The organism is Mesorhizobium atlanticum, from assembly GCF_003289965.1.
GTDB lineage: Bacteria > Pseudomonadota > Alphaproteobacteria > Rhizobiales > Rhizobiaceae > Mesorhizobium > Mesorhizobium atlanticum.
Genome location: NZ_QMBQ01000014.1, coordinates 17259 through 42914, shown reverse-complemented (window position 1 = coordinate 42914; position 25656 = coordinate 17259). Strand labels below are relative to the sequence as shown.

Sequence of the window (25656 nt, the reverse complement as noted above, 5' to 3'; positions counted from 1 at the left end):
TCAACCTCTGTGCACAGGTCGCGAGGTGGCTTCCCAGGAGCCGCCGACATCGGCAAGCCTGGCCTCGATGCATTCAACGTCGAGCATGATGGTGCCGCCGCCCGAAAACACCAGCTCGACGATGCCGGCCGGCTTGCTGATGGCAATGAAGCTGATCGCCAGCAGCGACAGCACTTCGGCGGGCTTGTCGCGTTGAATGCCGCTGGTCTTGACGCCGAGCACGCGGTCGAAATGCAGAACGCTCTGCCGCCGTTCATTGTGCTGGCGGAAGAGGCCCGATTTCGCTTCCCAGACGAAGCGGTTCATGGTCAGCACGAAGCGCTTGGCCGCCGGCAGGTACTCCAAGTCGGAGACCTTCATCACGGCGTCCTGGACATGCGCCGAGACGATGCTCAGATCCTGATCGTCGAGCGCGATGAGCTTGAGAGCTGCCATGCGGGATGCGCACCTGAACGTTGACAATTCAGCGTTCTGTTAGAGCATGATCCCGAAAAGTGGAAACCGGCTTTCGGTAAGGATCATGCTCACACAAAAAGCTAGAGCGTGGTTGAACTCCACGCTCTAGTGGGTCTTTCCGCTCGGCGCAACCGCCCGGAAAGAATGCCGCGGAACGTCAGCCCGAAATGCGCTCGATCACAGCGCCGCAGCCCGAGAGCTTCTCCTCCAGCCGCTCGAAGCCCCGGTCGAGGTGGTAGACGCGGTTGACCGTGGTCTCGCCTTCGGCGGCAAGGGCGGCGATCACCAGCGACACCGAGGCGCGCAGGTCGGTCGCCATGACGGGAGCGCCCTTGAGCTTGGCGACGCCGTCGACGATCGCCGTCTGGCCGGAAAGCGTGATGTGGGCGCCGAGACGCGCGAGCTCCTGCACATGCATGAAGCGGTTCTCGAAGATCGTCTCGGTGATGCGCGACTTGCCCTTGGCCATCGTCATCAGGCCCATAAACTGCGCCTGCAGGTCGGTTGGGAAAGCGGGGAAGGGGGCGGTGGTCACGTCGACCGGCGCAATGCCGGCGCCGTTGCGCTTGACGCGGATGCCCTCGTTGGTGGGCGTGATCTCGGCGCCGGTCTCGACGAGAACGTCGAGCGCCGTCTGCAACAGGTCGGGCCGCGCGCCTTCCAGCATCACATCGCCGCCGGTCATCGCCACCGCCATGGCATAGGTGCCGGTCTCGATGCGGTCGGGGATGACGCGGACACGGGCGCCGGACAGCGCCTCGACGCCTTGGATGGTGATGGTGGGGGTGCCGGCGCCGTGAATCTTGGCGCCCATGGCGATCAGGCATTCGGCGAGATTGACGATTTCCGGCTCGCAGGCGGCGTTTTCGAGCACCGTCTCACCTTTGGCGAGCGAGGCCGCCATCATCAGCACATGGGTGGCGCCGACCGACACTTTCGGGAACACGTAGCGATTGCCGTGGAGACGGCCGTTCCTGGTCTTGGCCACGACATAGCCATTGTCGACGTCGAGCTCGGCGTCCAGCGCCTGCAGACCTTCTAGGAACAGATCGACCGGGCGCGTGCCGATGGCGCAGCCGCCTGGCAGCGACACCTTGGCCTCGCCCATGCGGGCAAGCAGCGGGCCGATAACCCAGAAGGACGCGCGCATCTTCGACACCAGCTCGTAAGGCGCGGTGGTGTCGACGATGTTGCGGGCGGAAAAATTGATGGTGCGCGAATAGCCTTTCTGCTGGCTCTCGCGCCGGCCGTTGACGGAATAGTCGACGCCGTGATTACCCAGGATGCGGATCAGCTGCTCGACATCGGCCAGATGCGGCACGTTTTCGAGCGTCAGCGTGTCGTCGGTGAGCAGAGAGGCGATCATCAGCGGCAGTGCCGCGTTCTTGGCGCCCGAGATCGGAATGGTACCGGCAAGCTCATTGCCGCCGACAATTCTGATGCGATCCATAAGAAAACGTCCCCTCGGCCCGAACGGGCCGCTTCAATCGGTTGAGTGTGCCCGGCTTAGACTATTGGCCGGCTTGGTTCAAGAAATAGGATTTTCATAAAACCGGACCGACTATGGCCGGGCAGTATGGCTGATTTGGTCAGTCCTTGTGCATTTTTCCAGCAGTCGGCAAGCCTTCCGACCGCTGATCGGCATCGCTGGCGCGCTGCTTGTCAGCGTCGCGGGCGCGCTGGTTGTCAGCGTCGCGGGCGCGCTGGTTGTCAGCGTCGCGGGCGCGCTGGTTGTCAGCGTCGCCCGCCCGTCGGGAACGCGTCTGCGCCTTGCGCTTCTGCAGATTGGCGCGCAGCGCCTCGGCCAACCGCTCCTTGCGCGCGGCTTCGCCCTTTTTCGGTGGATTTGTCTTCTCGCCCATCGTCCAATCCCTGACCGATGGTCAGCCGGCTGCGACTCCGCAATGGGTAGCATTTTGGCCCGGCGATGTCATGAAAGCAGGTGGCCGCGCGGGTTTCGGGCTGTTGACCAGCTGCGCATGCCGCTTCGAGCCGCCATAATTGTTGGCAAGAATCGCATGCGACGCTTTGGGTTTTTCTTGGCCTTGCGCTTGCCGGTTCGATATGGCAGAAGCGCCGCCATCGCAGGCTGCGGTAGCTCAGTGGTAGAGCACTCCCTTGGTAAGGGAGAGGTCGAGAGTTCAATCCTCTCTCGCAGCACCAGCCTTTTTTCCTTTGAACTCGCTGATGCTCCTGGCAGGCGAAGGCCCGCGCCCATTGGTTCAACCCGACTTCAGAACATGGGTGTCGTCGAAATCCGCCAGCTTCGGATAAGCGATCGTGGGGGCATGTGCGAGGCCGAGGACGCGGTCGCGATATCGATCGAGCCACATCTGGCGCTCGGCATCGCCGATGCGCGCCGGCGCGTGCACAAGGAAAGGCTCGATAACGGAGAAGCCGACAAAATAGAGCATCCCGTGGTTGATCGGAAACAGGATCGAACCGATCGGGCCGTTCAGTCCTCGGTCGGAATAGATCGGCGGCGGACCGCCGATTGTGACGGAACACATTGCGCGCTTTCCGGCGAAGACACCGCGATCATACCATTTGCCGCCGCCATAGATGCGGCCACCCGATGCGAACACGCGGTCAACCCAGCCCTTGAGAATCGCCGGCAGCCCGAACCACCAGAGCGGAAACTGCAGGATCAAGGCGTCGCACCAGAAAAGCTTGTCCATCTCGGCCTGGATGTCCGGGGCAAATCCGTCGTGAACGGCGGCATTCGCCTCTTCAGCCTGCTGGCGATAGTAGTTCGCATCGCGCACGGTCGTGAAGTTGTGGCGATCCGACACCGGATTGAAGCCCATTGCATAAAGGTCGGAGATAACGACCTCGTGCCCGGCCGTAACCAGCGCTTGCTCAGCCGCGCGCGTCAGCGCGCCGTTGAAGCTGTTGGGCTCAGGGTGAGCGTGAACGATGAAGATGCGCATCGTCCGTTTCCACCTTGCCGGAACTTCTATTTTTTGGATGCTGAAAGGATCCGCTCGGCAACCTGGTCGAGCGAAAAGACGCCGGCGCCGCGTGTCAGCACCAGAAGCAGCAACGAGGACCACAGCAAATGCTCGGCCCAGTTCTCCGGATAGACGAAGATCTGGATGACGGCGACGACGCCGAGCAGCATCAAGGCTGCGAGGCGCGAGAACAGTCCAAGGAAGATCAACACCGAACCTGTGATTTCCGCCGTCGTCGCCAGAGGCGCCGCAATCGACGGGTCGATAAACGGCAAATTGTATTCGTTGGCGAACAGCTGCAGCGTCACCGGCCAGGACGCAAGCTTGCTCTGGGCCGACTGCCAGAAGACATGCGCCACTGCCACGCGAGCGGCGAGTTGGACGAGCGAAAACGGTATATGTTCGGGCAGCTTGATGATGCGCCTGTAGAGGCCGGCAAGGCCGGCCGGGCCGGATGAAGGATGATCTGATACTGCGGTCATGACTGTCTCCATGAGTTTGAGTGGGAGTTCGCGGCGGCTCGCACAGCGGTGACGAGCCCGTCGCCGAAAAGACGCACGAGCGCGGATACGAGATCGAAACCCGGATCGAGCGCCAGTGCGCGGCCGGCGGCATGCTCAAGGCCGAGGCCATGCTTCAGGGAGTGCAGGAAAGCGAAGTTCGCACGATCGAGCCGAACGAGCCGGATGCTGTCTCCCGCTCGCCACAGCGCCACACGTTCGGCGCGTCTTGTCCAGCCGCTATGCCGGTCGGCAGCGTCCTGCTGGTGCGCCGTCCATACGGACAGGATCGACCAGTGCGAGAGGATCAGCCTGAGCGACGGCTGCATCAGGATGTCCGGAGAAGTGCCCAGATCCATATTCTCGAAGTCTGCGAGACTCCGGGCTGGCAAGGAAGCCGCATCGAGCGCTTCGGCGATGGCCCATTCGAGCCGCGCCGTTTCAGCGACGATCGGCATGTCGGACAGCGTGTCGATCGACTTGAGGAAGCGCGGGAAGCCGGCGCCATAGCGCGCCAGTCGCGATTCCGCCGGTGGATGGCGTCGAATGAACTCGCTTGCTGCGTAGCGGAAGAAACGCTCGTCGACCAGGTGAACCGTAACCGGAAAGACCGCCATCAGCACGGCGGTCAGCGAGCTGCGGGTGTTGTTTTGGTAAATGCGAAGGCGTGCCAGCGGATCGGCCTTGCCGGCGGTGAGCGCTTTCGCGCCAATCGATGGTTCCAGGGCCAGCACGGCGCGCGCCATGGTGGTCTGCAAGTGCTCAAGCGGCAGCATGGTATATCTCCTCAAGCGAGGGCAGCGCCAAGGAGACGGACCGTTTCGCGACCCTGGCAGCGGCAAACGCCGCAAGGACGGGCATGCTGGTCGTCGTTTCGCATTCGTAAGAAAGTGAGATAGGCCTCGCCCGCGCTTCGGTTGTTTGGTCGCGTCGCGCGGCCTGCCTGCGGTTGAACATGATCGAAGCGGTCAGCATGTCGGCCCACATCGCTTCGCCAAGCAGCACATCGAGAACGGGAACGTCGGTGTCCCACTCGATCAAGGTTGGGCGCGGCCCGAGCCGGTCTATGGCATGCCGGTAGAGGGCCCAGACCACTGGCGGCACGCGCGAGCCGTGATCGTCGATCAGCACGGTGTCGGTCCCGACCTGGTTGGTTGCATGACCGGCGAGGTGGATTTCGCCGATGGCCTCCGCAGGCAACGCGTCGATGAAAGCCTCGGAGTCATATTGCAAGTTGTGCGCGGAAACATGGACGTTGTTGACGTCGAGCAGCAGGCCACAGCCGGTCCGTGCCACGAGCGCTGCCAGGAACTCCGCCTCGTTCATCGAGGAGTCCGCGAATGCCAGGTATGCCGACAGGTTCTCGATCAGCACGCGCCGCTTCAGCGTATCCTGGAGCGTCTCGACATTGCGGGCAACGACCGCCAGCGCCTCTTCGTCATAGCGCAGCGGTAAGAGGTCGTTGAGATAGGCGCCGTCCGCGACGCTCCAGGCGAGATGCTCGGAGACCAGATCGGGCTCGAAGCGCTCGCAGACCTTGCGCAGCCGTTCCAGGTGGTCACGGTCCAGACCTCCTGCGCTGCCGAGCGACAGGCCGACGCCGTGCACGGACAGCGGGTAGATCTGGCGCAGCCTTTCCAGCGCCTCGACGCCAGCGCCGTCACCCATGTAGTTCTCGGCGTGGACCTCGAGCCAGCCAGCCGAAGGGCGCCGCGTGAGCATCTCGGCGATGTGAGGCGAGCGAAGACCGATGCCCGCCGATGCGGGGATCGCGAGAGGTGAAAACATCACGGACATCGGTCTCCTCCATTCTGGTCTGGTTGGCTCGAGGTGGAAGTTGCTAGGCTTTCGGCTTGTCGCTGCCGCCCGCGATCTTGGCGCAGCTGCCGGCGGGCACGTAGAGCCACGAATCCGGCTGGTTGTCGGCGGTCGCGGTGCCGGCGCAGGAATGCGTGGCGGTCTGGCAGTCGTTCTGGCCAGCCTTCACGACGCCGTAACATTTTTCGAAGGCGAAGCCGGGCTTGGCGGCCGGGCCGCTGTATGCCGCCGTCGCGGCGAGCGTGGTGGCAGCCGCGAGGGCCGATCCGATGAGGGTCTTGGTGTTGATCACAGGCTTGTCTCCTGGTTGGCGTTTCGAGAGAAAGACCGGCCTAGAGGCCCGTCTGCAGATCAGTCTCTCCGATCGCGATGTCGAGCTGAAATGCTGTCTCGGCATGGAATTGATACGCGGCCACTATGTTCTGGAGAGCGGTACGAAAAAGGCCCTCCGGCCGGGGAACCGGAGGGCCTGGCGCCTGCATTCGGGAGTATGCGAAGCAGGCGCGGCTAGGCGGGAGGGAAGCGCCTAGACGTATTGGGTTCTGCAGTCGAAAGCGGGGCGCTCATGGGCGCGTGAAAGATCGGCCGCAAGCCAGTTCTCGGCAGATTGCCGTCCCCTGTCACGAATGTCAGTCAGCTCGCCCCAGTCGATCCAGGGTCTCAGAAGCAGCGGAGGTGCAGCTCGATATTGGCTATCGAAGATCGTGTGAACCGCGGCGCATCCGGTCGCGCAATGGGTAGAGGCGAGGCTGCGATCCGGACACCGCGACGGCTTGCCGGTGACCATCAGACCATGGGGGGCTCCGGTCGAAAACGCGGTCGGCAATTGCGAGATGTCGCCATCGCCCCAATAGAAGTCGCCGTCGATTTCAACGGCTGCGGACAGGAACGGAACAGTGGCTGCCGCCACGATCGCGTCGATCGACAACTGCCTGCACGAGAATGTCTTCAAAGCGTCGCTGCGGGCGTTGACGGCTACGACGTCCAGTTTCACCGGGCAGTCTTCGTCGCGGATCCGCTTGAGGTCGATCGATTGTTCCAGCATCGAGCGCAGCAGGCTCGTTCTGTCGATGGCGAACATCGAGGCGTGGCTGACGCGCCGCCAGAAATTGGCGAGCGCTGTCCGCGCGCCGCGCCTGCCGCCGACGCTCAGCCCATAGGCAAAGACCGCCGCTTGCATCGCCGCGAAGCCCGACGCGGTAACGCTGCTCACGTTGCAGTTCGGCTCGTCCAGCAGCCGGTCGAGCACACCCCAGACGAAAGCAGCATGCGCGTCGTTTGCCAGCACGATGTCGATCGTCCGGTCTTCGACACCAAGATGCGCTGTCGGCGTGGCGGCTGCGACTGTTCTCACTGCGGACTGAGCAGGCATGATCTGGTCTCCATCCCCAAGGTCGCCGGCAAGGGCGATTGGAGAGAGAGACTGCCGCATCTTCTTGTTCAGCCGAAATGCCAAGGTGGCATGAAGTCCATAGGCAGATTGCATTGGCTGCCCGTCCTCACGCGCCGCACTCTGTTCCCGATCAGGCTGGCGCCGTTCACCCAGGCCGCGCCTGAAGTGCAAAGGAGATCAACGATGAGAAAAAAACTTGCCTGCGTCGCTGTGCTTGCCATCGCCTTTGGCGCGAACCCGGCGTCCGCCAACCCGTTCACCGACCTCGCTGCACTGCCGACCTTCTACACGGACGCCACGATGAAGACGATGAAACCGATGGCTGGATTCAAGAAAGCCTGGTTCGCCCTGTCGAAGCATGACCGGGCAAAGATGACGAAGGCATGCGACGACCCGGCGATGCGCAAGCCGCATGTCCAATTCTGTGCCAATGTCCTCGCTTTGGGCGGAGTCAATTAGTGCCCGTGCCGGGAAGCATCTGTGGATGCAGAACCGGCATAGTCTTCATACGCAGATGGCATTGGCGAGTTGGCAGGTGACTGCGGCAAGGTTCATACCAGCAAGGAGGAAGTCAGTAATTCTGAATTGCTGTCAAACCAATCAAACGGTTGTCGAGTGGACGACTACCTAACCAGAGAAGGACTTCAAAATGAACCTTAAAGCTATCTGCCTCGGCGCTTTTGCCCTTTCCGTTCTTGGTGGCGTGGCCTTCGCCGGCGCCCTCGACGAACCCTCCAACATGCAGCCCTTCTTCACCGATGCGGGCATGAAGACGATGAAGTCGAGCGCCGACTTCGAGACCGCGTGGAAAGCGACGCCGAAGAACACGCAGGACGCGATGATGAAGGAATGCAACGACGCCGCCATGAGCAAGCCGCACGCGCAGTTCTGCGCCCAGCTGTTTGCCCTGGGTCATCACAGCTGATACCCCTCAGCGTCAGCTACGACCGGACAGTTGGATGGCGGGCCTTGGCCCGCCATCGTCGCATGACGAAACGGTATCGACTTTATAGCCCCCGCGCATTGGCATGATCCGGCCCGTTGCGGCAGTCTTCGAGCATGCAAATGCATCTATACAGCTGAGGGACGATACGCATGGACATCCATCACATCCGCTACTTCCTGGCCGTTTGCGAGACCCGGAATTTCACGCGCGCCGGCGAGAAGTGCAACGTCACCCAGCCGGCGCTGTCGCGGGCCATCCAGCAGCTCGAGGACGAGGTCGGCGGCCTGCTGTTTCGCCGCGAGCGGAACCTGACGCACCTAACGGATCTGGGCGCTTTGCTCCGCCCCAGATTTCAGCAAATCCTCGATGAGGTGACCGGCGTTCACCAGGAGGCGTCGAGGTTTCTGTGCTTGGAGAACGCAAATCTCAAGGTTGGGGTGATGTGCACGATCGGTCCGCGCCGATTTACCGGTCTGTTGACGGATTTCAACCGGCGCCAGCAAGGCATCCAGTTGCAGCTTGTCGAGGGCGTGCCGGCATCCCTGTCGCAGCTGCTGGAAGCGGGTGAGATCGATGTCGCCATCATGGCCTCGAGCGATAGTTTCCCGGAGCGGTTCGATGTCACGCCGCTCTATCGCGAGCGGTTCGTGCTTGCGTTTCCCAATGGGCATCGGCTGGCCCGTAACGACAATGTCGCCATCTCGGAGCTCGACGGCGAAAACTATCTCAGGCGCCTGAACTGCGAGTATCGCGACTACCTTGCAGGCCTTTGCAATGAACGCGGTGTGAAGCTCAGGATCTCCTACGCCAGCGAACGCGAAGACTGGATCCAAAACATGGTCTCGGGCGGGCTGGGTATCTGCTTCATCCCGGAATTCAGCGCCGTCATCCCGGGCTTGCAGATCAGGCCTGTTATCGATCCGGAGGTTTGGCGAGAGGTATCGCTTGTCGTTGTTGCCGGGCGTCGGTTTTCGCCAGCCACATCAACCTTCGTCAACAGCGTTAAGGCACACAGCTGGCCGGAAAGCGGCATCGATCTGTCGGTAAGGAAAACGGCTGCATAGCAAATCGAAGAAAAGAACCGAGGCCACGCTCTATGTCGTGGCACGGACTTTCGCGTCGGTATGATGATCCACGATAGTTTTCAGGTATCGATTTAAGAGCCAGTCAGCATTTCTCTTTCGACGACGCTCCGGTCACTCTCCTCGTCATGCCCCGCCTCCCGCGATTGGGCACCGACAAAGGAGAAATACGAGATGGCTACCAAGAAACTCAACCTCGCGTTCGCCCTGGGCATGCTGTCCGCGACCGCTGCATTTTCGGCGGCTCCGGCTTTCGCAGGCGACTGCCCTGCCGGGCAGGCCGCCACCACCGATATCCAGGAACATCCCAGCAAGCCGGTCGGCGTCACCGACACGGTGCTTTCCGCAATCGATTTGAGCAGCAAGGGTGAGGCGTGGAAAGGCAACATGCTGCGCCTTCGCAAGCTCGTCGTTCAGCCCGGCGGCGTTGTGCCGTGGCACGAGCACAATGTCCGCCCCGCCAACATTATCGTCGTCGAAGGTTCCATCACCGAATACGCAAGCACCTGCAAGGTCGGCATTGAACATCCGGCCGGCGACGTGACCGCCGAATTCGGCCAGCTCGCCCACTGGTGGAAGAACAACGGCAAGGTTCCGGCCGTCCTCTATTCGGCCGACGTGCTGCCGCCTGCGATGCACGAAGACCACATGATGTGAGCCGCTCGCAGCGGTGAAGTGATCCCGACATCGGAAGAAGGCCCATCCTCGGGCGATTGCCCGAGGACGTGGCGACGGAGCCTGTCATGACGACGAGTGAACGGACGGAACCGACAAAGGTTCGCATTTTGGCCGCAGACAGCTGGCGCTTCAGCCTGATCGCGCTGATTGCGTTCCTGACGCTGGTTGACCTGTTCGCCACCCAGGCCATCCTGCCTTCGCTGGTGGTGAAATTCGGCGTCAGCCGCGCCACCATGGGCTTCGCCGTGAACGCCAGCACGTTCGGCATGGCGGTGGCTGGTATCGCCGTCGCGCTCTTTGGGCGCGGCATTGATCGCCGCAACGGCATCTGGATCAGCCTGGCCATCCTGGCGATCCCGACGACGCTGCTGTCGCAGACAGACAATATCGTTGTTTTCGCCTTGCTGCGCGTGGCACAGGGCCTTTGCATGTCGACAGCCTTCACGCTGACGATGGCCTATCTGGCCGAGCATTTTTCAGCGCGGCAGACCACGAGCGCGCTTGCGGCCTATGTGACCGGCAATGTGGCCAGCAACTTTTTCGGCCGGTTGATGTCGGCGGCGGTCGCCGACACGTTCGGCATCTCCACCAACTTCCTGACCTTCGCCGCGCTTAATCTGCTCGGCGCCGCTCTTGTCTGGTTCACACTGCAGAAGACCTCGGAAATGATGCGCGCCGACCTGGAGGGCAAGCCTGTCCGCGCCGCCTGGAAAGCGCCGTTGCGGAACGTCGAGCTGCGGGCCTGTTTCGCGATCGGTTTTCTGATCCTGTTCGTCTTTATCGGCACGTTCACTTACGTGAATTTCCAGCTCGTCGCGGTCCCGCTTTCGCTCACGCCGATGGCCCTGGGCGCAGTCTATTTCGTTTTCCTGCCATCGATGTTGACCACTCCGCTTGCCGGCCGAGTCGCAGCGAGCCTTGGCTCCAGGGGAGGGATCGGAGCGACGCTTGCGCTGGCGATCATCGGTTTGCTTCTGCTGCTTGTGCCAAATCTTCCGGTTGTTCTCGTCGGGATGGCGCTCACTGCCGTCGGCACCTTCCTGGCTCAGGCGATAGCCACGGGACATGTCAGCCGGACCGCGTCGCACGATCGCGCCGCTGCGAGCGGCATCTATCTCGCATCCTACTATGGGGGCGGGCTCGCCGGCAGCTTCCTCATCGGACAGATCTATGACCGTGTCGGCTGGACTGCATGCGTGGCCGTCCTTGCCGCGGTTCTCGCTGGTGCGATCGCGATAGCGCGTGTGCTGCGAACGCCCAAGCCCTGAAACCAAAAACCGCAGCTCAGTTATTCAACCAAGGAGACCGACATGAGCAACCATCTCAAAACTCTGCTTGCAGGCGCCGCCATGCTGATGGCTGTTGCCCTGCCGGCTGCCGCTTCGGACGGCGTCGTCACGGTGAAGAGCGACTATTCCGTCGCCGAAACCGTCGCCCGCATCAAGAAGGACGTGCTCAAGAAAGGCATCAAGTTCTTTGGCGTCATCGACCAGGCTCAGCTTGGCAAGAATGCGGGCAACGACGTAAGGCCTTCGCGGCTCGTCATGTTCGGCAATCCAGCACTCGGCACGACGTTCATCACATCCAACCCAGAGGCCGGGCTCGACTGGCCCGTGCGCGTGCTGGTCTACCAGACCGCCGACGGTTCGGTTTACGCCGCCTACAGCGATTTCGACTGGATCGCCAAGCGGCATGGCATCACGGATCGCCCCGCACAGTTCAAGATGGCAACCGAGGTCATTCAGTCGGTGACTTCAACCGTCAAAAAGAACTGACGAACGGGCACGTTGCCGGATATCGATGCGACGGTGCCGCCCGACAAGCCTACTCGGCGGCGGACAGCGCCTTCACCCGCTCGCCGAACCATTTCTTCTGCGTGGCTTCGCGCACCAATGCGCCGACCGCGGGCGAATGCCTGCGGCCGCGCACCGTGACGAGATTGACCTCGCGCCAGAACTCCGGCTCGGTGATCGGCAGAGGCACCACGCCGGGATGCTTGGCGGTATGTTCGGGCATGAACCCGAACCCAAGCCCCGCGGCGATCATCGCCAATGTCCAGTCATCGCGATCGCTCCAGTAGACCGGGCTGACCGTAACGCCCTGCTCGGCAAGGATGGCATCGGCATAGCCGGCGAACTCGCAGTTGTTGCGGTGGATATAGCTTTCGTTGCTCATGTCCTTCACCCGCACGACGCGCTGGTTGGCTAGGCGATGGGCCAGGTGGACAGCCATCACCATCTGCTCCTGGAACAGCGGCAGGGAGTGCACTTCATCGTCCGGAACATCTGAGGGCAAAGCGTAGATAGCAGCCTCGAGTTCACCCTCGATCAGCCTTTTCCTGAGGCTCACCGCGTCCGCATCGCAAAGATGCAACTCGACGCCGGGATGGTGCGCGCGCACAGCCGCGATGAGTTCGATGATCTCGTCCGGGGCGATCGTGCTCATGATGCCGACCTTGAGCGGCATCTTCTTCAGGGTCACATACTGCTCGGCGATCTGCTTTGCCTGGCGCGAGTTCTCGAAGACGCCTTCGAGATAGGTCTCGACCATACGGCCGAGCTCGGTGAGGTGAGTGAAGCGGCGCTCACGGTGGAAAAGCGGCCCGCCGAATTCATCTTCCAAAAGCTTGATCGCGCGCGACAGCGCGGGCTGCGTGACATTGCACTGCTCGGCTGCCCTGGTGAAATTGAGCTCCTTGGCGACGGCCAAGAAGTATCGGACCTGGCTGATCTCCACTGCACGCTCCCCTCACTGGACGCGCATACGGCACCGCCCGCATTGCGGCGCAATCTTACTAGCTGCCCTTACGTCAAACAACCCGACCGGTCGATCGGCGTCCGGCCTCGGAGCCAACGATCTGACCGTCAGCTATCGAATCCATGTCTCAACGGCATTTCCGCAGCTTGCGGCGGTTCACCATACTAATCCTCAAATCCAGAGCCGGCCCGCGCCGTGCCTCATAGCCGCGCAATCAGAAGGACAAGACGATGTTCAAAGGCAAGACAGCGCTCATCACCGGTTCGACCAGCGGCATCGGGCAAGGTATTGCCGAAGCCCTCGCGGCCAAGGGCTGCAACATCGTTCTGAACGGCTTTGGCGACGCCGCCGAGATCGAACGGCTTCGGGCAAAGCTCGCCGCCGATCATCGGGTCGCCGTTCGATACGACAATGCCGACATGAGCAAGGGCGACGCAATCACTTCGATGATGGACAAGGCCATCGCCGAGTTCGGCGCCATTGACATACTGGTCAACAATGCCGGCATCCAGCATGTCGCGCCGATCGACGACTTCCCGATCGAGAAATGGGAAGCGGTCGTGGCGATCGATCTCATGTCTTCGTTCTATACGATCCGGCGCGCGTTGCAGGCGATGAAGGCGCGCAAATGGGGTCGCATCATCAACGTGGCCTCGGCGCACGCGCTCGTCGCATCGCCCTTCAAGTCCGCCTATGTCGCGGCCAAGCACGGCGTCGCCGGCCTGACCAAAACCGTCGCGCTGGAGGTCGCCGAACAAGGCATCACGGTCAACGCCGTTTGCCCAGGCTACGTGCTCACCCCGCTTGTCGAGAAGCAGATACCCGACACGGCCAAGGCCCGCGGGATCACCGAGCAGCAGGTGATCAAGGATGTCCTGTTGGCCGCGCAGCCCACCAAACAATTCGTCACCGTCGAGCAGGTTGCCGCGCTGTGTCTGTTCCTGGCGTCGGACGAGGCGGCCTCGATCACCGGCGCCGTAATGCCGATCGAAGGCGGTTGGACCGCTCACTAGACCTGCACGAGGAGCGAAGGCCATGAACAAGATCACGCAAAACCTGTCCGCCCCGCAAGCAGAACCGGCGACCGGACACCAGGGCGACGTCAAACGTCAGACCGTCCTTGTCCTTCAAGGCGGCGGCGCGCTCGGCGCTTATCAGGCCGGCGTCTATCAGGCACTGGTCGAAGGCGGCATCGAACCGGATTGGGTCATAGGCACCTCCATCGGCGCCATCAACGCCGCGCTGATCGCCGGGAACAGGCCCGGCGATCGTCTGCCCAGGCTTCAGGAATTCTGGGATGGTGTGAGCCGGAGCAGTCCATTCGACGAATTTTTCCGGATGATGGTCCCGAGCAACATCTTTGCCAACATGGGCACGGTGATGCGCGGCATCCCGGGATTTTTCGAACCGAACCCGAGCGCCATGTTTGGAGTGAACCGCAAGGTCGGTGTCGAGAATGCCTCCTACTACACCACCGATCCGCTCAAAAGGACGCTGAACAATCTGGTCGATTTCGACTACCTCAACGGTCGCCACACGCGGCTGACGGTCGGCGCGGTCAACGTCAACACGAGCGAGCTCAAATACTTCGACACGCGCGAGATGACCCTGTCGGCATCGCACATCATGGCGTCAGGCGCCTTGCCGCCGGCGTTTCCGGCGGTCTGCATCGACGGCGAGCCCTATTGGGACGGCGGCATCTATTCAAACACGCCGATCGAGGTGGTGCTCGATGCGCGACCAAGGCGGGATGCGCTGATCTTTGCGGTCAACATGTGGCAGCCCCGCGCCACCGAGCCAAAATCGATCTGGCAGGTCATGGGGCGGCAGAAGGACCTTCAATACGCCAGTCGCGGCCGGAGCCATGTCGCTCGGCAGGAACAACTGCATCGGTTGCGGCATGTCGTGCGCGAAATGGGCAGGCTCGTGCCCGAGGAGCGTCGCGAGGATCCGATGTTCAAGGAACTCGCCTCCTATGGCTGTCCGTCGGTCATGCACCTCGTCCGCCTGCTTTCGCCGCGACTGGACGGCGAGGACCACACCAAGGACATCGATTTCACCCGCTCGGGAATCCGAACGCGCTGGCAGGCAGGATACGAGCACGGGCAGCGCGTCCTCACCGATAAGCCCTGGGAATGCGAGGTCGACATGCTTCAGGGCATCGTGATCCACGAATCCCAAGAGTGATGCGCCGCGCCGAGAAAGATACGGAGACCATCGATGCAGATCGTCACCCCCAGCATGCGGTTGATTCCGGAAGCCGTGCTCGCCAACGACGCGGCGCTTTTCCGCACGATCCCGGAGACCCCTTCGCATGCGGACAAGTCACTACATCGCGTGGTGATTGTGGGCGGCGGCGCCGGCGGCCTGGAACTGGCAACGCGCCTCGGCCGCAAGTTCGGCAACCGGCGGCTTTCCGTCACACTCGTCGACCGAAACCGCACCCATATCTGGAAACCGCTTTTGCATGAGGTGGCATCCGGTGCCATGAGCGCGTCGCACGACGCGGTTGAATACATCGCCCATGCCAGCCGCCATGGCTACCGATACCGCATTGGCGAGGTCGTCGGCATCGATCGTGCCAAGCGCCAGGTTTTCGTCGCGCCCAGCTTCGACGATGACGGCCGCCAAGTCATACCGCCACGTGTTCTGGGCTACGACACGCTGGTCATGGCCGTAGGCAGCGTCAGCAACGATTTCGGCACACTGGGCGCCGCGCGCCACGCCATCTCGCTTGACACCGCCGAGCAGGCCGTCCGGTTCAACAAGCGCATGGTCGACGCATGCCTGCGCGCCAACGCGCAATATGAGCAGCTGTCGCCGGGCCAACTCCATTGCGTCATCGTCGGCGCCGGCGCAACCGGTGTCGAACTGGCTGCGGAACTGCACAAGTCGATGCGCGAAATTGCGTCGCACAATCTCGACAATATCGATTTCGAAAGGCTGATCCGCATCACCATCGTCGAAGCAGGGCCCCGGATTCTGCCTGCATTGCCTGAGGAGATGGCGCGCGCAACGGCACGCTTGCTGATCAAGCTGGGCGTCCAGATACGATGCGGAATTAGGGTCACCGAAGTGACCGAAGACGGCATCCAGCTTGGCGAAAAGCTCTTTCTGCCTGCTGAATTGGTCGTCTGGGCGGCCGGTATCAAGGCGCCGGAATTCCTGAAGGGCCTTGATGGCCTCGAAACCGACCGCATCAACCGCCTGATCGTCGACGAAACCTTGCGGGCGGTCGGAGACGACAATGTGTTCGCGATCGGCGACTGCGCGAACTGCGTGCTGCCGGGTGAAGACAACGCCTTGCCGCCGCGCGCCCAGACGGCCCATCAGCAGGCAGACCACATGGCCAAGGTGATCGTGGCGCGTCTTTCAGGGCGTGCCGCGCCGGCGTATCGCTACCGCGACTACGGCTCGCTCGTTTCACTTGCTGACTACGGTGCGTTCGGCAGCCTCATCGGCGGACTGAAGATCGAAGGTCTTGTCGCGAGGCTCGTCTATCGCTCGCTGCACAAGATGCATCTCAGGGCGGTGCACGGGCTCGCCAAGACAACGCTCGCTTCGATCGGCGAGATGATCGTCAGGCGCGCCAGACCGCGGATCAAGCTTCACTGAGGTCGGCGGAGGCGCTGCGATGGAAAAGTATGACGTCGTGATCCTGGGCGGCGGCAATGCAGGAATGGGCGTCACGGGGGCGACGCGTGCCGCCGGACTCTCCGTCGCCATGATCGAGGCTCGCGATCTCGGCGGCACCTGTCCCAATCGCGGATGCACGCCGAAGAAGGTGCTGGTTGCGGCGGCCCACGCGCTCGACGAGATCGGAAGAGCCGGCAATCATGCAATCGAAATCGAACCGCCGAGGCTCGATTGGCGAGCCCTGATCGAGCGGGAAAAGGACATCATCGCGGATATTCCATCCCGGCTGTCTGGATTGATGGCAAGGCGAGGCGTCCATGTCATCAACGGCGAGGCCACATTTATGGCCAGCAATGCCATCCGCGTCGGCACCCGAGAGATCGAGGCCAGAAACATCGTCATCGCCACCGGCTCGAAGCCGCGCCCGCTGTCGATCGCCGGCGCAGAATTCCTGACCACATCCGACGATGTGCTGAGCGATCCTGTGTTGCCTCGCGCCGTTGTGTTCATTGGCGGCGGCGTTATCGCCTTCGAACTGGGCCACGTCTATGCACGCGCCGGCGTCGAGGTCACGATCCTCGAGGCGCTGCCGCAACTCCTCGGAGGCTTCGACGAAGATGCCGTTGCCCAAATCCGTGCCGAAAGTGAGCGCCTGGGCATCAGCATCCATACCAAGGCTTGGGTCAAAAAGATCGAAGAGGCCAACGGGCGACTGCGGGTGAGCTTTGGGAAGGATGGCGCCGAATGGAGGGTTGACGCGGATCGGGCCGTCAATTGCGCGGGACGCGTCGCCAATGTCGAGGGCCTCGATCTCGGGGCGGGCGTCATTGTGCATCGCGAAGGCCGCATCGAGATCGACGAGCATCTGCGCTCGCGTTCCAATCCAGACGTCTATGTCTGCGGCGATGCCGTGTGGAACTCCCCGCAGCTTTCACCGATTGCGACCTATGAAGGCGGGATCGTCGGTCGCAACATCGTCGACGGCCCGAAGCATCGGCCCGACTACAGTCACATACCTGCATCTCTCTACAGCATTCCGGCCGTGGCGGCAGTCGGGTTGACCGAGGCCCAGGCGAGAGAACGCGGCTTCGTCGTCAACGTCCATCTGAACGACATGCAGGGCTGGCTCTCCGCCAGGACTTACGCGGAGCCGGTCGCATGGTCGAAGATCATCGTCGAGGAAACGACAGGCAGGATCCTCGGAGCTCACCTGGTCGGCCATGCCGGGGAAGAGCTGATCCACATTTTTGCGCTCGCGATGAAGCACGGCATCACGACGCGAGACCTGTCTGAGATGGTCTGGGCTTTCCCGACTTTTGCAGCGGATATCAGGAACATGGTGTAACGCTCCGGCCCGGGCCAGCGAAGCAGAGCGGAGGCCCTGGCATGTGTCGATGCAGGCAGGGCATCAAAACCATGCAGGAAAAACATGGCAATTGCCGAGGGGTTCCGGTGGTAGGGTAGGGGAGGTGTGAAAGTGCAGACATGGCGGCCGACGACCAGGGAATGACATTCGAGCAGTCCGTCCAGGCAGCCATCGAGCTTGATGCGCCCCTCAATGAGCGTCTGGCGGTAGTTGCAGCGGCGGTTCGCCGCCTGAATTCGGAATTCGCCGACGCCGTAGAACGACTGGTGGATCGCCTTGAGAAGCAAGGTGCCGGCACAATGGCGCCCGCTCCGGGCGAAGCCATGCCTGGCTTCCTGTTGCCTGATGACGATGGCAGGCTCGTCAGCCTCGCCGAAATCCTGGCCAAGGGGCCAGCCGTCATCACCTTTCAGCGCGGTCACTGGTGTCCTTATTGCCGCTTGAACGCCATCGGGATTGTCGAGGTGCACCACGAGATCGCGGAATTGGGCGGACAGGTGGTTGCGATCATGCCGGAGCGTCGCAAATTTGCGAAGACCATGAAGGCACTGGTCGGTGCACAGTTCCCATTCCTGATCGACATGGACAATGGATATGCGTTGTCGCTCAACCTCGCGATCTGGGTTGGCGCCGAAATGGAAAGGCTCATGGGCCTGGGGCTCGACATCCCCAACTATCAGGGCAACAGCAGCTGGTTTATGCCCATTCCAGCCACCTTCATCGTCGGAACTGACGGGATCATCAGGGATCGCTTTGTCGATCCGGACTACCGCCGTCGCATGGACATTGACGACCTGATCGCGGCGCTCAGGCGGGCTCGCTGACGCCGAAGGACGACCAGTCGGCGGCCCTCAAAAGGTTGAGCAGGGTTGTCGCGACCGGCGAGCGATGCCTGCCGGCTACCGCATAAACCGAAACGATCCTCGAGACATCCAGATCACGAAGTTTGAGCCGGCGTGTGGTCGGGGATCGCGGAGCAGTAAGGGTGACAAAGCCCACTCCGGCATTGGCCTCGAGCAGCGCGAGCAGATCCTGGTCCGTCTCGACTTCATGCGCGGTCCGGGGCGTATACCCCTTGGCGGAAAGAGATCGCGCGAGTTCCTCGCTCGTTTCCCAATCGATCCGGCTGAGCACAGGTTCGGCGGCAAGCTGCGCCAGCGCGACATCTGCCTCGTTTCGACGGGCGAGCGGATGATCCGAATTTACGGCGAGCTCGATTCCTTCCTGGAACAGCGGCCATGTGTCCAGGCGGTCCCAGGCCTGCCCGAGCGGACCGGCAATCGCCAACTCCACGTCGCCGCCTCTCAGCGCCTCTATTACTGCCGCCGGTGAACCCCGGTGAATCTTGAGATGCACACCGGGATAGGCCCGGAAGAGCTCGGTGAACGGCGAAACCAAAAGCGCAATGTTGATACTGTTGGAGATGGTGACGTTGAGCGGCGCAACGTCACTGCTTTGCACAGCCTTGGCCAGCGATTTGGCGGAAGTGGCCGCATCATAGCACTGTTGCAGCAACGGCAGCATGCGGCGCCCGAGTTCCGTCAGATGCGAATGCTGACGCTCGCGCCGAAGAAGCTCCCCCCCTAACTCCTCTTCAAGCGTCTTGATGGCGCGCGTAAGGGCCGGCTGAGTGACGTTGCACTCCTCGGCCGCCCTGGTGAAATTCAACGTGTTAGACAGGGCCAGAAAATATCGGACCTGCTGCATCTCCATGAAATCTCGCCCCCTCAGCGAAATTCGATTCTTCAGGCACAGCTAATGTCGCCATGCTATCGCAACAGGAGGCCAAGGCAAAGGCGCGCGCCTTTTCGAGGGAACAGGATCGACCGTGGTCGAGCGGCATGGTCATTTCACTGGACGTCACAATGTTACAAAATATCACGTAAGTTATTGTTTTTATTAAAACTACCTAGAGTTCAATCCTCTCTCGCAGCACCAGCCCTCCCTGTAATTGTCGCATCGGGCCGCGCTTGGCGATGGTCTGGCGCCAACCTATCGCAATGCCTCGCCTGCGAGGCCTCGCGGCGGTTCACGCAGAGGACTGCAAATCCTTCAATCCCGGTTCGATTCCGGGCGAGGCCTCCAGTTCCGGCGCCGCCACGGCCCAGCCGCGTTTACCGGTGCGACCAGGAAGCAGACCGATCGCACCGCTTCAGTTGGTGACGTGCGACAGCCGCAGGCCGGCTTCGTCAGGGGCCTCGGCCATACCTTCCTCCGCGAAGCGAAACATGTCCTCGAAATCCAGCTCGCGCTCGAAAATGACGCCGCCCACGCTGATCGCAAGCACGTCCTTGTCGCCTTTCGGTGCGAAATAGATTTCGCCGACCGCGCCGCGAACGCGTTCGCCGACGTCCTTGGCGTCCGCTTCGCTCGCGCCCGGAAGGAAGACGCCGAACATCGAGGTTCCGATCCGGCCGATCAGATCGTCCTTGCGAACCGAGGATCGGATGGCTGATGCGATCAGCCGCAAGGCCTCGTCGCCCCATTCCAGACCGAAGCGAAGGTTGATCGACGCCAGATGCTCCGGATGGATGACCAGAAAGGCGCCGGAGCGCGGACCGGCCGGTCTCGCCGCTCTCCTGTCGACCATCGATGTGAACACTTTGCCGTTCAAGCATCCGGTCAGCTGGTCGTAGGTGCCGGATTTGGTGAGCTCCTGCCGGTAACGGCGGATCTCGATCTGTTGCCAGCCGGTGAAGGCAAACAGCGGCAGACCGATGACAATCGGCACGATGATGGCCGTGACTGCCCCTCGGGCGAACGGCGTCAGGCTGTCGCTGAAAAGCAGCAGATAGTTCAGCGCGAGCGAAAGGGCGACGCAGCCGGCGGTGCCAAGCACGGCCAGCAAGATGAGATGCTTCCACGTTTGAGCCGGCGCGGTCGATGTTTTCGTGGTCAAGGGCCAATCTCCTGTTCGACGCATTGGCTTACAGGAGGTCCGTTGCAATTTCGGTTTCAGGGAAGCGTACAATTTGATGCAAAGTCGGCTTCTTCTCTAAGCGATGTGTCCGGCCCACGCACGTGGCCGCGGCCCGCGGCTTGCGTGCTTGATGACCTGCCCGGCCGAAGCAGCCCACGGTTTTCTAGAATCGCTCGATCGCTCTGACCATTCTGCTTTCACGCAATTCCATGACGGAGCCGGTCATGGGCTTTCCCGCGATTGCGCTATTGCGGCGGACCGAAAATGCCCATCCTGGCCTCTCTCGCCACCGCTTCCGCCTTGCCGTAAAGGCCGGTGGGAGCGGCCATCGCCCAGCCGTTGGAGACCAGCCAGGCTCCGACATCCTGCCTGCCGAGCGCGCAGGGCGCGGCGATGGCGAAGCGGTCGGCATCCGGCGGCAGCAGGCATTTCAGCGCCCGGCCGCGCAGCCAGGCGTTGAAGGCGGCCCGCGCTCGCTGGCCGCACGGCCAGGCGGTGTTGTCGAACGTGCAGGTCCCGTCGGGGTCTATGCCGATCGTCCCGCTGATGGCGACCGTGTGTCCCATGGCCTCGAAGACCGCCGAGGATGTCGCGACCGGGCGAAAAAGCAGCGTCTCGCGCCAATCCCGCGGCATCGGCGTTTTCGGTCGCGGCGCTAGCCCGAGTTCGCCGAGCGGAGGGCGCGGCTCGATGCGCTCGATCCCGGACGGGTCGAGCGGCGGCGGCGCTATGAGATCCTCGGCGATCTTGCGTGCCGGCTCGCCCGGCCGCGTGTCTTGAACCGCGGCCTGTGAGCCCGGCTTGAGGTCTGCGGCATCTTGGGCCGGCGTGACCGCGGGCGGGTCGGGCGGCAGCCAGCGCCTGCCCTCGGCGATCAGCAGCATGCCGGCGAACAGCCCGAGAAAACCGAGCGTCGAGGCCAGCAGCGGGCGGCCGGGCGGTCTCGCCTGGCTCACGCGCGGGTCTCCGCGGCATCGTGCCGGCAGCCGGTGATGCCGCTCGAGCCCAGCCCGTTAGCTCCTGTCGACACGGCGCCATCCCGACCGTTGAACCCGTCCACACATTAGACATGAGCGACATTCCTTGAAAAGCAAGGCGTTGCGTTAAGTCTCGCGCAACCAATGCGGCCTAGAATCGGCCATCGGATGTCGAGGGGATGACATGATGCGCAAGCCGATACTGCTCTTTGCCTTTCCGGCCCTGATGCTGGTTCTGCTGGCGGCGGAGCGGACAGCGGCGCTGCTTCTCGGCTTTTATCCGGCCAGCCCCGCTGTGTGGCACGCCTGGCTCGAGCTGCGGCCGTTCTCGACCATGTTCTGGCAGCAGGCGCATGTCTATCTCGGCGGGTCTATGGCCGTCGACGCGGCTATCCTTGTTTTCGCTGCGGGCGCCTGCTGGATGATTTGCCAGGCGAAGAGGTCGGCCGGCTTCTTCCTGGCCAATCACGCTGCCTTGATCTTCGCCGGCAAGATGATGGCGTTGAGCAGCAATGCGGAAACGGCGAGCACCATCGCCGCTTTCGCCATACCGAACGGCTTGCGCTTTTCGCTCATGCTCGACTTCAGCTTGAAGAACAGCCTGGTGCTGTGCCTCGGCTTGGCGGCCTGCGCCTACACTCACGTCGCTTTCCTGCGCGAGGCCAGGGTGCGCGCCGAAGCCCGCGCGGTTCGCGTGCTTGAACTGCAGCGTGATCTGTAACCGGGCGGTCCGGCTCGGGCGGCGGAACAGCCGCCGCGCTCAGTTGATCTTCTTGTAGTAGACCTTACCGTCGGGCTGCTGGATGCGCTGGTAGGACGGGTTCGGACCCGGGGGCGCGACCTTGCGCTTGAACGAAGGCTGCGCGTCGGCGGGAGCGGCGCCGCCTTCGTCGGCCGCGGACGCATCCGCCACAGTGGTATTGTCGAGCATGGCCGGCTCGGGAGCGCTGGGCGCCGGCCCGCTGGCTGCGACCGGCTGGCCTTGCTCCAGCCTGGCGATATTGCCGTTGATCTGGCCGAAATTCGCCTGCAGCTGGCGGTCAAGCGTCTCGAACCGGCTCTGGAAACCGTTGTTGACAGTGTCGATGCGGGCGCCAATCCGCTGCTCGAATTGGCCGAGCTCTCCCAGCCGCGCCTCGATTGTCTTGAGGTCGTTGATGCCGCGATAGAGATAGATGGCGGCCGTCACGTTGACGGCGGTGACGAGCAACGCGCCGACCGTGATGACGCCGATCATCCTGGCCCGGCTGGGCTTTTCCGGAACGGTTTCCCGGTGACCGAGTTCGATTGCCGGAACGTCCGGCTCGCTGATCATCGTCATTCAACCACCACCTTTGCGCCCACCGCGACGCGCCTGAAGAGATCGATCACATCGGTGTTCGTCAGCCGGAAGCATCCGGACGTGCCGTCGAAACCGACGCCCTTGGGATCGTTGGTGCCATGGATACGATAGAGCGTGTCGCGCCCGTCGCGCGAGAGATAAAGCGCCCTGGCGCCGAGCGGATTGTAGGGGCCGGCCGGCACCATCGCCGGCAGTTCCGGCTGGCGCGCGCGCATTTCCATGGGCGGGCGCCATTCCGGCCATTCGGTTTTGGAGGCGACCTTGACCGTTCCGGTCCAGCCGAAGCCATCGCGGCCGACGCTGATCTGGTAGCGCAGCGCCTGGCCCGGTGCGGTCACCAGGTAGAGCGCCTTCTCGCTTTTGCGGATGATGATTGTTCCCGGCTGCTCGCCGGTCTGGAAAGCGACCGTCTTGCGCAGGCTGGGACCCATGGCGGGCAGGGGCGGCAGACCCGATGCGGCTTGCGCGAAATCGCAGGCCGACATCGACGCCATGCCGATCAGGCAGGCAGCCGCGAGGCGCGCCGTCACGCGCCGCTTCGAGCTAGCGCTGGGCATTGTCCAGCCGTTCCTTGAACATGCGTTTCAAGTCCTTGTTGAAGCGCGCGCGTCCGTCCACCTCGGAGGGCAGGATGGCGCGATTCAGCGCGTCGGCCAAGAGCGCATTGTCCAGCGCCAGCGACTTGATGTGCGGCGCCTTGAAGATCTTCTCCAGCTCGCTGCGCGAGAAGTGGTTGCCGAACCATTTGCGCTTGTGCTTGTTGGCGACCAGCGTGATGCTGACCTTGTTGCCGCGCAATTCCCGGATCTTCTTGTAGAGCCGCTTGCCTTGCCTCAGCGAAGCGACGTTGAGCTCGAAGACGATGAAGATCTCGTCGCTCGTGCGCAGCACCGAATCGTGCCACGGCGTCTCGATATTGGGCAGGTCGATGACGATGTCGTCGAAGCGGTAGGCGACGAGATCGAGCAGCCGGAACACGAAGTCGGAACCGTGCGGCTCGAAAGGCAGCTGCGGCCGCTCGAAGGAATAGAGCGTGAGGCCCGACGGCCGCGACAGCTTGATGACATCCATCAGCTCGACATCGAGCCGGTCCGGCTGGCCGATGATGCCGGTCAAGTCGAACTGGTTGAACTGGTTGAGATAGGCGCCGCAATTGGCGCTCTGGAAGTCGAGGTCCACGAGGCAGGTCGCGGCCGCCCGCTCGGCCGACTTCGAGGCAAGGTGCTCCGCCGCCGAGATCGCCAGCGTGGTGGCGCCGGCGCCGCCGCTCGCGGCGATGAAGGTGATGATGCGGCTCTTGGTGCCCTGGTTGCCGGTGTCGTGGAAGGTGACGGCGTTGAGCAGTTCCTTGGCGTCGAGCGGCTTATGCAGCCAGTCGGACGCGTTCATGCGCACCAGCACGCGCGTCTGCTCTGAGGTGAGCTCGTCGGAAATCGCGATCAGCGGCACCGACGCCCAGGCCGCGCGCGCCTCCACGATCGCCGGATTGCCGAGCAGCTCGCCATTGCCGAGATCGAGGATGATGATGCCGGGCCGGCTGTCGGCGGGCGGCCCTCTGAGGAATTCCGCCGCGTCCGAAATCTTGACGTTATAGATCGCCAGCGCGTCGAGGCGCGTGGTGACATCTCGCTTGAAATTCGCATCGGCGGAAAACAGCGCCACCTGCTTGCGCTTGGTTGGGAGAACTCTGGTGTCGATGGCGTTCATGGGTAGGTGCTCTTTAAATCTTCGCCCGTGACCGTGCTCAGCATGGAGGGCATGGTGATGTTGGAGAATCCGAGCAGACCGCGCAGGAAGAAGAATTGGAATTGATGATTGACGATACTGACAGTGATGGTCGGGACGGGACCATTGGGACGGGTCCAGTAACCGAGGCCCGAAGCCTGATACTGTATGCGAACCTGCGACTTCGTCAGCATCGGCAGGTATGAATGCATTCCAGCCCGGCCGGCGCTGCCGTTGAAAATGAAGTCGAAGGCAGCCTGACTTGCAGTGAGATCCTGGCAGGTCGCACCCGTTCCGCAGGTGCACGAGGCTGTTCCCGCGCTATTGGCGGTGCAGATATAATTATAGGTGTTGGCCGGAACAGCGGCGCCGACGTCGAGCGAGTTGCTGGGCGTCTTGGCTTCGAGGGCCAGCCCGCTGGCGACGGGGCTGGAAATCTGCGCCAGCCTGGCTCCGGCTTGCACAGCTTTGTCTGCTGCATTCCATTGGTAGAAGGCGTAGCCGAAGTCGACGAAACCGAGCAGAAGGGCCAGCAGCAGCGGCATGGCTATAGCCGCTTCCACCATCGTCGCGCCGCATTCGCTTGCCCAAAACCTGCGCCGCAGCTTCACCATCCGAGGACGCGCTCCTGATGGAAGACGGTTAGGGTGAGCTGGCCGAAGCCAAGATAAGACCAGAGCCCGACGCCCGGGTAAGGGTACGACGTCTGGACCTGCACGACATCGACGTTGCTGGTGCTGCTAAGATAAAGTTCAGTGCCGGTAGCGGGATCGATCGCTTGAAGGGACTTTACCTTTGTGATCTTGACCTCGTCCGTGGTCCATCCTGTGACCCTTGTGCTGCCGCCGGTTATGGCGCCCTTCACCGCGAGGTTCGTTGCGTATCCGGAGCAAGTGTTCCAATCGCTGCTGCAACGCGCCATATAGCGAGCCGCGTCCCTAACGCCGGCGTCTAGCAGCATGCGCGTATTCAGGATGTTCCCGAACTCAAAGACGCCGGCCGACAACAGCAACACGAAAGGCGTCACAAGGGTCATCTCGACCAGGATAGCGCCATCGTCGTCGCGCTTGAACCGACGGAGGATTTGTTTGAGCGCGATCAGCATGGCT

General features: G+C 62.5%; 30 protein-coding genes and 2 tRNA genes. 14 read left to right on the top strand and 18 right to left on the bottom strand.

What is annotated here, in order from left to right:
• The 3 genes from DPM35_RS31150 to DPM35_RS31140 form a co-directional block, all read right to left on the bottom strand.
• Nucleotides 1-435, bottom strand: a complete 435-nt coding sequence (locus DPM35_RS31150) for a DUF2948 family protein (RefSeq protein ID WP_112131323.1) — start codon at nucleotides 433-435, stop codon at nucleotides 1-3.
• A 178-nt stretch (nucleotides 436-613) separates the two neighbouring features.
• Nucleotides 614-1906 carry a UDP-N-acetylglucosamine 1-carboxyvinyltransferase gene (gene murA, locus DPM35_RS31145; protein WP_112131322.1) on the bottom strand — a complete coding sequence of 431 codons (1293 nt, stop codon included), beginning with the start codon at nucleotides 1904-1906 and terminating at the stop codon, nucleotides 614-616.
• Nucleotides 1907-2045: 139 nt separating this feature from the next.
• Nucleotides 2046-2318 carry a hypothetical protein gene (locus DPM35_RS31140; RefSeq protein ID WP_112131321.1) on the bottom strand — a complete coding sequence of 91 codons (273 nt, stop codon included), beginning with the start codon at nucleotides 2316-2318 and terminating at the stop codon, nucleotides 2046-2048.
• Between the two features lie 226 nt (nucleotides 2319-2544).
• Here DPM35_RS31140 and DPM35_RS31135 point away from each other — a divergent pair.
• Nucleotides 2545-2619, top strand: a tRNA-Thr gene (locus DPM35_RS31135).
• A gap of 59 nt (nucleotides 2620-2678) precedes the next feature.
• On the opposite strand, the gene DPM35_RS31130 is transcribed toward DPM35_RS31135, so the two are convergent.
• From DPM35_RS31130 to DPM35_RS31105, 6 genes are all read right to left on the bottom strand, one after another.
• Nucleotides 2679-3509, bottom strand: a complete 831-nt coding sequence (locus tag DPM35_RS31130) for an NAD(P)H-dependent oxidoreductase (RefSeq protein ID WP_198419741.1) — start codon at nucleotides 3507-3509, stop codon at nucleotides 2679-2681.
• A complete protein-coding gene (locus DPM35_RS31125; protein WP_112131319.1) occupies nucleotides 3413-3889 on the bottom strand; it encodes a DoxX family protein in 477 nt (158 codons plus the stop codon). Before DPM35_RS31125 ends, DPM35_RS31130 begins: the two co-directional genes overlap by 97 nt.
• Nucleotides 3886-4683, bottom strand: coding sequence for an HvfC/BufC N-terminal domain-containing protein (locus DPM35_RS31120; protein ID WP_112131318.1), 798 nt, complete (start codon nucleotides 4681-4683; stop codon nucleotides 3886-3888). Before DPM35_RS31120 ends, DPM35_RS31125 begins: the two co-directional genes overlap by 4 nt.
• Complete coding sequence (bufB, locus tag DPM35_RS31115; protein ID WP_112131317.1) at nucleotides 4670-5704, bottom strand: MNIO family bufferin maturase; 1035 nt, start codon at nucleotides 5702-5704, stop codon at nucleotides 4670-4672. Before bufB ends, DPM35_RS31120 begins: the two co-directional genes overlap by 14 nt.
• A 43-nt stretch (nucleotides 5705-5747) precedes the next feature.
• Nucleotides 5748-6017, bottom strand: a complete 270-nt coding sequence (locus tag DPM35_RS31110) for a BufA1 family periplasmic bufferin-type metallophore (protein WP_095819763.1) — start codon at nucleotides 6015-6017, stop codon at nucleotides 5748-5750.
• Between the two features lie 234 nt (nucleotides 6018-6251).
• Entirely contained in the window at nucleotides 6252-7013 is a 762-nt protein-coding gene (locus tag DPM35_RS31105) for a patatin-like phospholipase family protein (protein ID WP_146768017.1), read from the bottom strand.
• Between DPM35_RS31105 and DPM35_RS31100 the strand changes: the two genes are divergently transcribed.
• The 6 genes from DPM35_RS31100 to DPM35_RS31075 all read left to right on the top strand — a co-directional run bounded on the left by DPM35_RS31100 (nucleotide 6993) and on the right by DPM35_RS31075 (nucleotide 11599).
• Nucleotides 6993-7577 carry a hypothetical protein gene (locus tag DPM35_RS31100; RefSeq protein WP_146768016.1) on the top strand — a complete coding sequence of 195 codons (585 nt, stop codon included), beginning with the start codon at nucleotides 6993-6995 and terminating at the stop codon, nucleotides 7575-7577. The two genes, DPM35_RS31105 and DPM35_RS31100, sit on opposite strands and share 21 nt — an antisense overlap.
• Nucleotides 7578-7767: 190 nt before the next feature.
• Nucleotides 7768-8043: a hypothetical protein gene (locus DPM35_RS31095; protein ID WP_112131314.1), complete on the top strand. Its 276-nt coding sequence runs from the start codon at nucleotides 7768-7770 to the stop codon at nucleotides 8041-8043.
• A gap of 170 nt (nucleotides 8044-8213) precedes the next feature.
• Nucleotides 8214-9128, top strand: a complete 915-nt coding sequence (locus DPM35_RS31090) for a LysR family transcriptional regulator (protein ID WP_112131313.1) — start codon at nucleotides 8214-8216, stop codon at nucleotides 9126-9128.
• 192 nt (nucleotides 9129-9320) lie between these two features.
• On the top strand, nucleotides 9321-9803 hold the full coding sequence (locus DPM35_RS31085) for a cupin domain-containing protein (RefSeq protein WP_112131312.1): 483 nt from the start codon (nucleotides 9321-9323) through the stop codon (nucleotides 9801-9803).
• Nucleotides 9804-9889: 86 nt separating this feature from the next.
• Entirely contained in the window at nucleotides 9890-11092 is a 1203-nt protein-coding gene (locus DPM35_RS31080; protein ID WP_112131372.1) for an MFS transporter, read from the top strand.
• A 42-nt stretch (nucleotides 11093-11134) separates the two neighbouring features.
• Entirely contained in the window at nucleotides 11135-11599 is a 465-nt protein-coding gene (locus DPM35_RS31075; protein WP_041002666.1) for a DUF302 domain-containing protein, read from the top strand.
• 49 nt (nucleotides 11600-11648) lie between these two features.
• Here the strand turns inward: DPM35_RS31075 and DPM35_RS31070 are convergent, their stop codons facing one another.
• Nucleotides 11649-12560, bottom strand: coding sequence for a LysR family transcriptional regulator (locus tag DPM35_RS31070; protein WP_112131311.1), 912 nt, complete (start codon nucleotides 12558-12560; stop codon nucleotides 11649-11651).
• 251 nt (nucleotides 12561-12811) lie between these two features.
• On the opposite strand from DPM35_RS31070, the gene DPM35_RS31065 reads away from it, so the two are divergent.
• The 5 genes from DPM35_RS31065 (at nucleotide 12812) to DPM35_RS31045 (ending at nucleotide 18407) form a co-directional block, all read left to right on the top strand.
• A complete protein-coding gene (locus tag DPM35_RS31065; protein WP_112131310.1) occupies nucleotides 12812-13594 on the top strand; it encodes a 3-hydroxybutyrate dehydrogenase in 783 nt (260 codons plus the stop codon).
• 22 nt (nucleotides 13595-13616) lie between these two features.
• Nucleotides 13617-14768, top strand: a complete 1152-nt coding sequence (locus DPM35_RS31060) for a patatin-like phospholipase family protein (RefSeq protein WP_112131309.1) — start codon at nucleotides 13617-13619, stop codon at nucleotides 14766-14768.
• A 33-nt stretch (nucleotides 14769-14801) separates the two neighbouring features.
• A complete protein-coding gene (locus DPM35_RS31055) occupies nucleotides 14802-16196 on the top strand; it encodes an NAD(P)/FAD-dependent oxidoreductase (protein WP_245431736.1) in 1395 nt (464 codons plus the stop codon).
• 19 nt (nucleotides 16197-16215) lie between these two features.
• Nucleotides 16216-17562 carry a dihydrolipoyl dehydrogenase family protein gene (locus DPM35_RS31050; RefSeq protein WP_112131308.1) on the top strand — a complete coding sequence of 449 codons (1347 nt, stop codon included), beginning with the start codon at nucleotides 16216-16218 and terminating at the stop codon, nucleotides 17560-17562.
• A 140-nt stretch (nucleotides 17563-17702) separates the two neighbouring features.
• Nucleotides 17703-18407, top strand: coding sequence for a peroxiredoxin-like family protein (locus DPM35_RS31045; protein WP_112131307.1), 705 nt, complete (start codon nucleotides 17703-17705; stop codon nucleotides 18405-18407).
• On the opposite strand, the gene DPM35_RS31040 is transcribed toward DPM35_RS31045, so the two are convergent.
• Nucleotides 18391-19296: a LysR family transcriptional regulator gene (locus DPM35_RS31040; RefSeq protein ID WP_112131306.1), complete on the bottom strand. Its 906-nt coding sequence runs from the start codon at nucleotides 19294-19296 to the stop codon at nucleotides 18391-18393. The two genes, DPM35_RS31045 and DPM35_RS31040, sit on opposite strands and share 17 nt — an antisense overlap.
• A 302-nt stretch (nucleotides 19297-19598) precedes the next feature.
• Here DPM35_RS31040 and DPM35_RS31035 point away from each other — a divergent pair.
• Nucleotides 19599-19668, top strand: a tRNA-Cys gene (locus tag DPM35_RS31035).
• A gap of 67 nt (nucleotides 19669-19735) precedes the next feature.
• On the opposite strand, the gene DPM35_RS31030 is transcribed toward DPM35_RS31035, so the two are convergent.
• Both DPM35_RS31030 and DPM35_RS31025 read right to left on the bottom strand, forming a co-directional pair.
• On the bottom strand, nucleotides 19736-20482 hold the full coding sequence (locus DPM35_RS31030) for a GGDEF domain-containing protein (protein WP_245431734.1): 747 nt from the start codon (nucleotides 20480-20482) through the stop codon (nucleotides 19736-19738).
• Nucleotides 20483-20748: 266 nt separating this feature from the next.
• Entirely contained in the window at nucleotides 20749-21459 is a 711-nt protein-coding gene (locus tag DPM35_RS31025) for a thermonuclease family protein (protein WP_112131304.1), read from the bottom strand.
• A 205-nt stretch (nucleotides 21460-21664) separates the two neighbouring features.
• Here DPM35_RS31025 and DPM35_RS31020 point away from each other — a divergent pair, with 205 nt between their 5' ends.
• Nucleotides 21665-22201, top strand: a complete 537-nt coding sequence (locus DPM35_RS31020) for a hypothetical protein (RefSeq protein WP_112131303.1) — start codon at nucleotides 21665-21667, stop codon at nucleotides 22199-22201.
• 39 nt (nucleotides 22202-22240) lie between these two features.
• Here DPM35_RS31020 and DPM35_RS31015 read toward each other — a convergent pair whose 3' ends face one another.
• From DPM35_RS31015 to DPM35_RS30995, 5 genes are read right to left on the bottom strand one after another with little or no spacing between them, the layout of a single operon-like run.
• Nucleotides 22241-22801: a hypothetical protein gene (locus DPM35_RS31015; protein ID WP_112131302.1), complete on the bottom strand. Its 561-nt coding sequence runs from the start codon at nucleotides 22799-22801 to the stop codon at nucleotides 22241-22243.
• The gene (locus DPM35_RS31010) at nucleotides 22798-23379 is read right to left on the bottom strand and encodes a L,D-transpeptidase (protein WP_112131301.1); all 582 of its coding nucleotides are present in this window, start codon (nucleotides 23377-23379) and stop codon (nucleotides 22798-22800) included. Before DPM35_RS31010 ends, DPM35_RS31015 begins: the two co-directional genes overlap by 4 nt.
• A complete protein-coding gene (locus DPM35_RS31005; protein WP_112131300.1) occupies nucleotides 23366-24529 on the bottom strand; it encodes a CpaE/TadZ family protein in 1164 nt (387 codons plus the stop codon). Before DPM35_RS31005 ends, DPM35_RS31010 begins: the two co-directional genes overlap by 14 nt.
• Nucleotides 24526-25161 carry a TadE/TadG family type IV pilus assembly protein gene (locus DPM35_RS31000; protein WP_112131299.1) on the bottom strand — a complete coding sequence of 212 codons (636 nt, stop codon included), beginning with the start codon at nucleotides 25159-25161 and terminating at the stop codon, nucleotides 24526-24528. Before DPM35_RS31000 ends, DPM35_RS31005 begins: the two co-directional genes overlap by 4 nt.
• On the bottom strand, nucleotides 25155-25652 hold the full coding sequence (locus tag DPM35_RS30995; protein ID WP_112131298.1) for a TadE/TadG family type IV pilus assembly protein: 498 nt from the start codon (nucleotides 25650-25652) through the stop codon (nucleotides 25155-25157). The genes DPM35_RS31000 and DPM35_RS30995 overlap by 7 nt, the downstream gene beginning before the upstream one ends.
• Nucleotides 25653-25656: the final 4 nt, after the last annotated feature.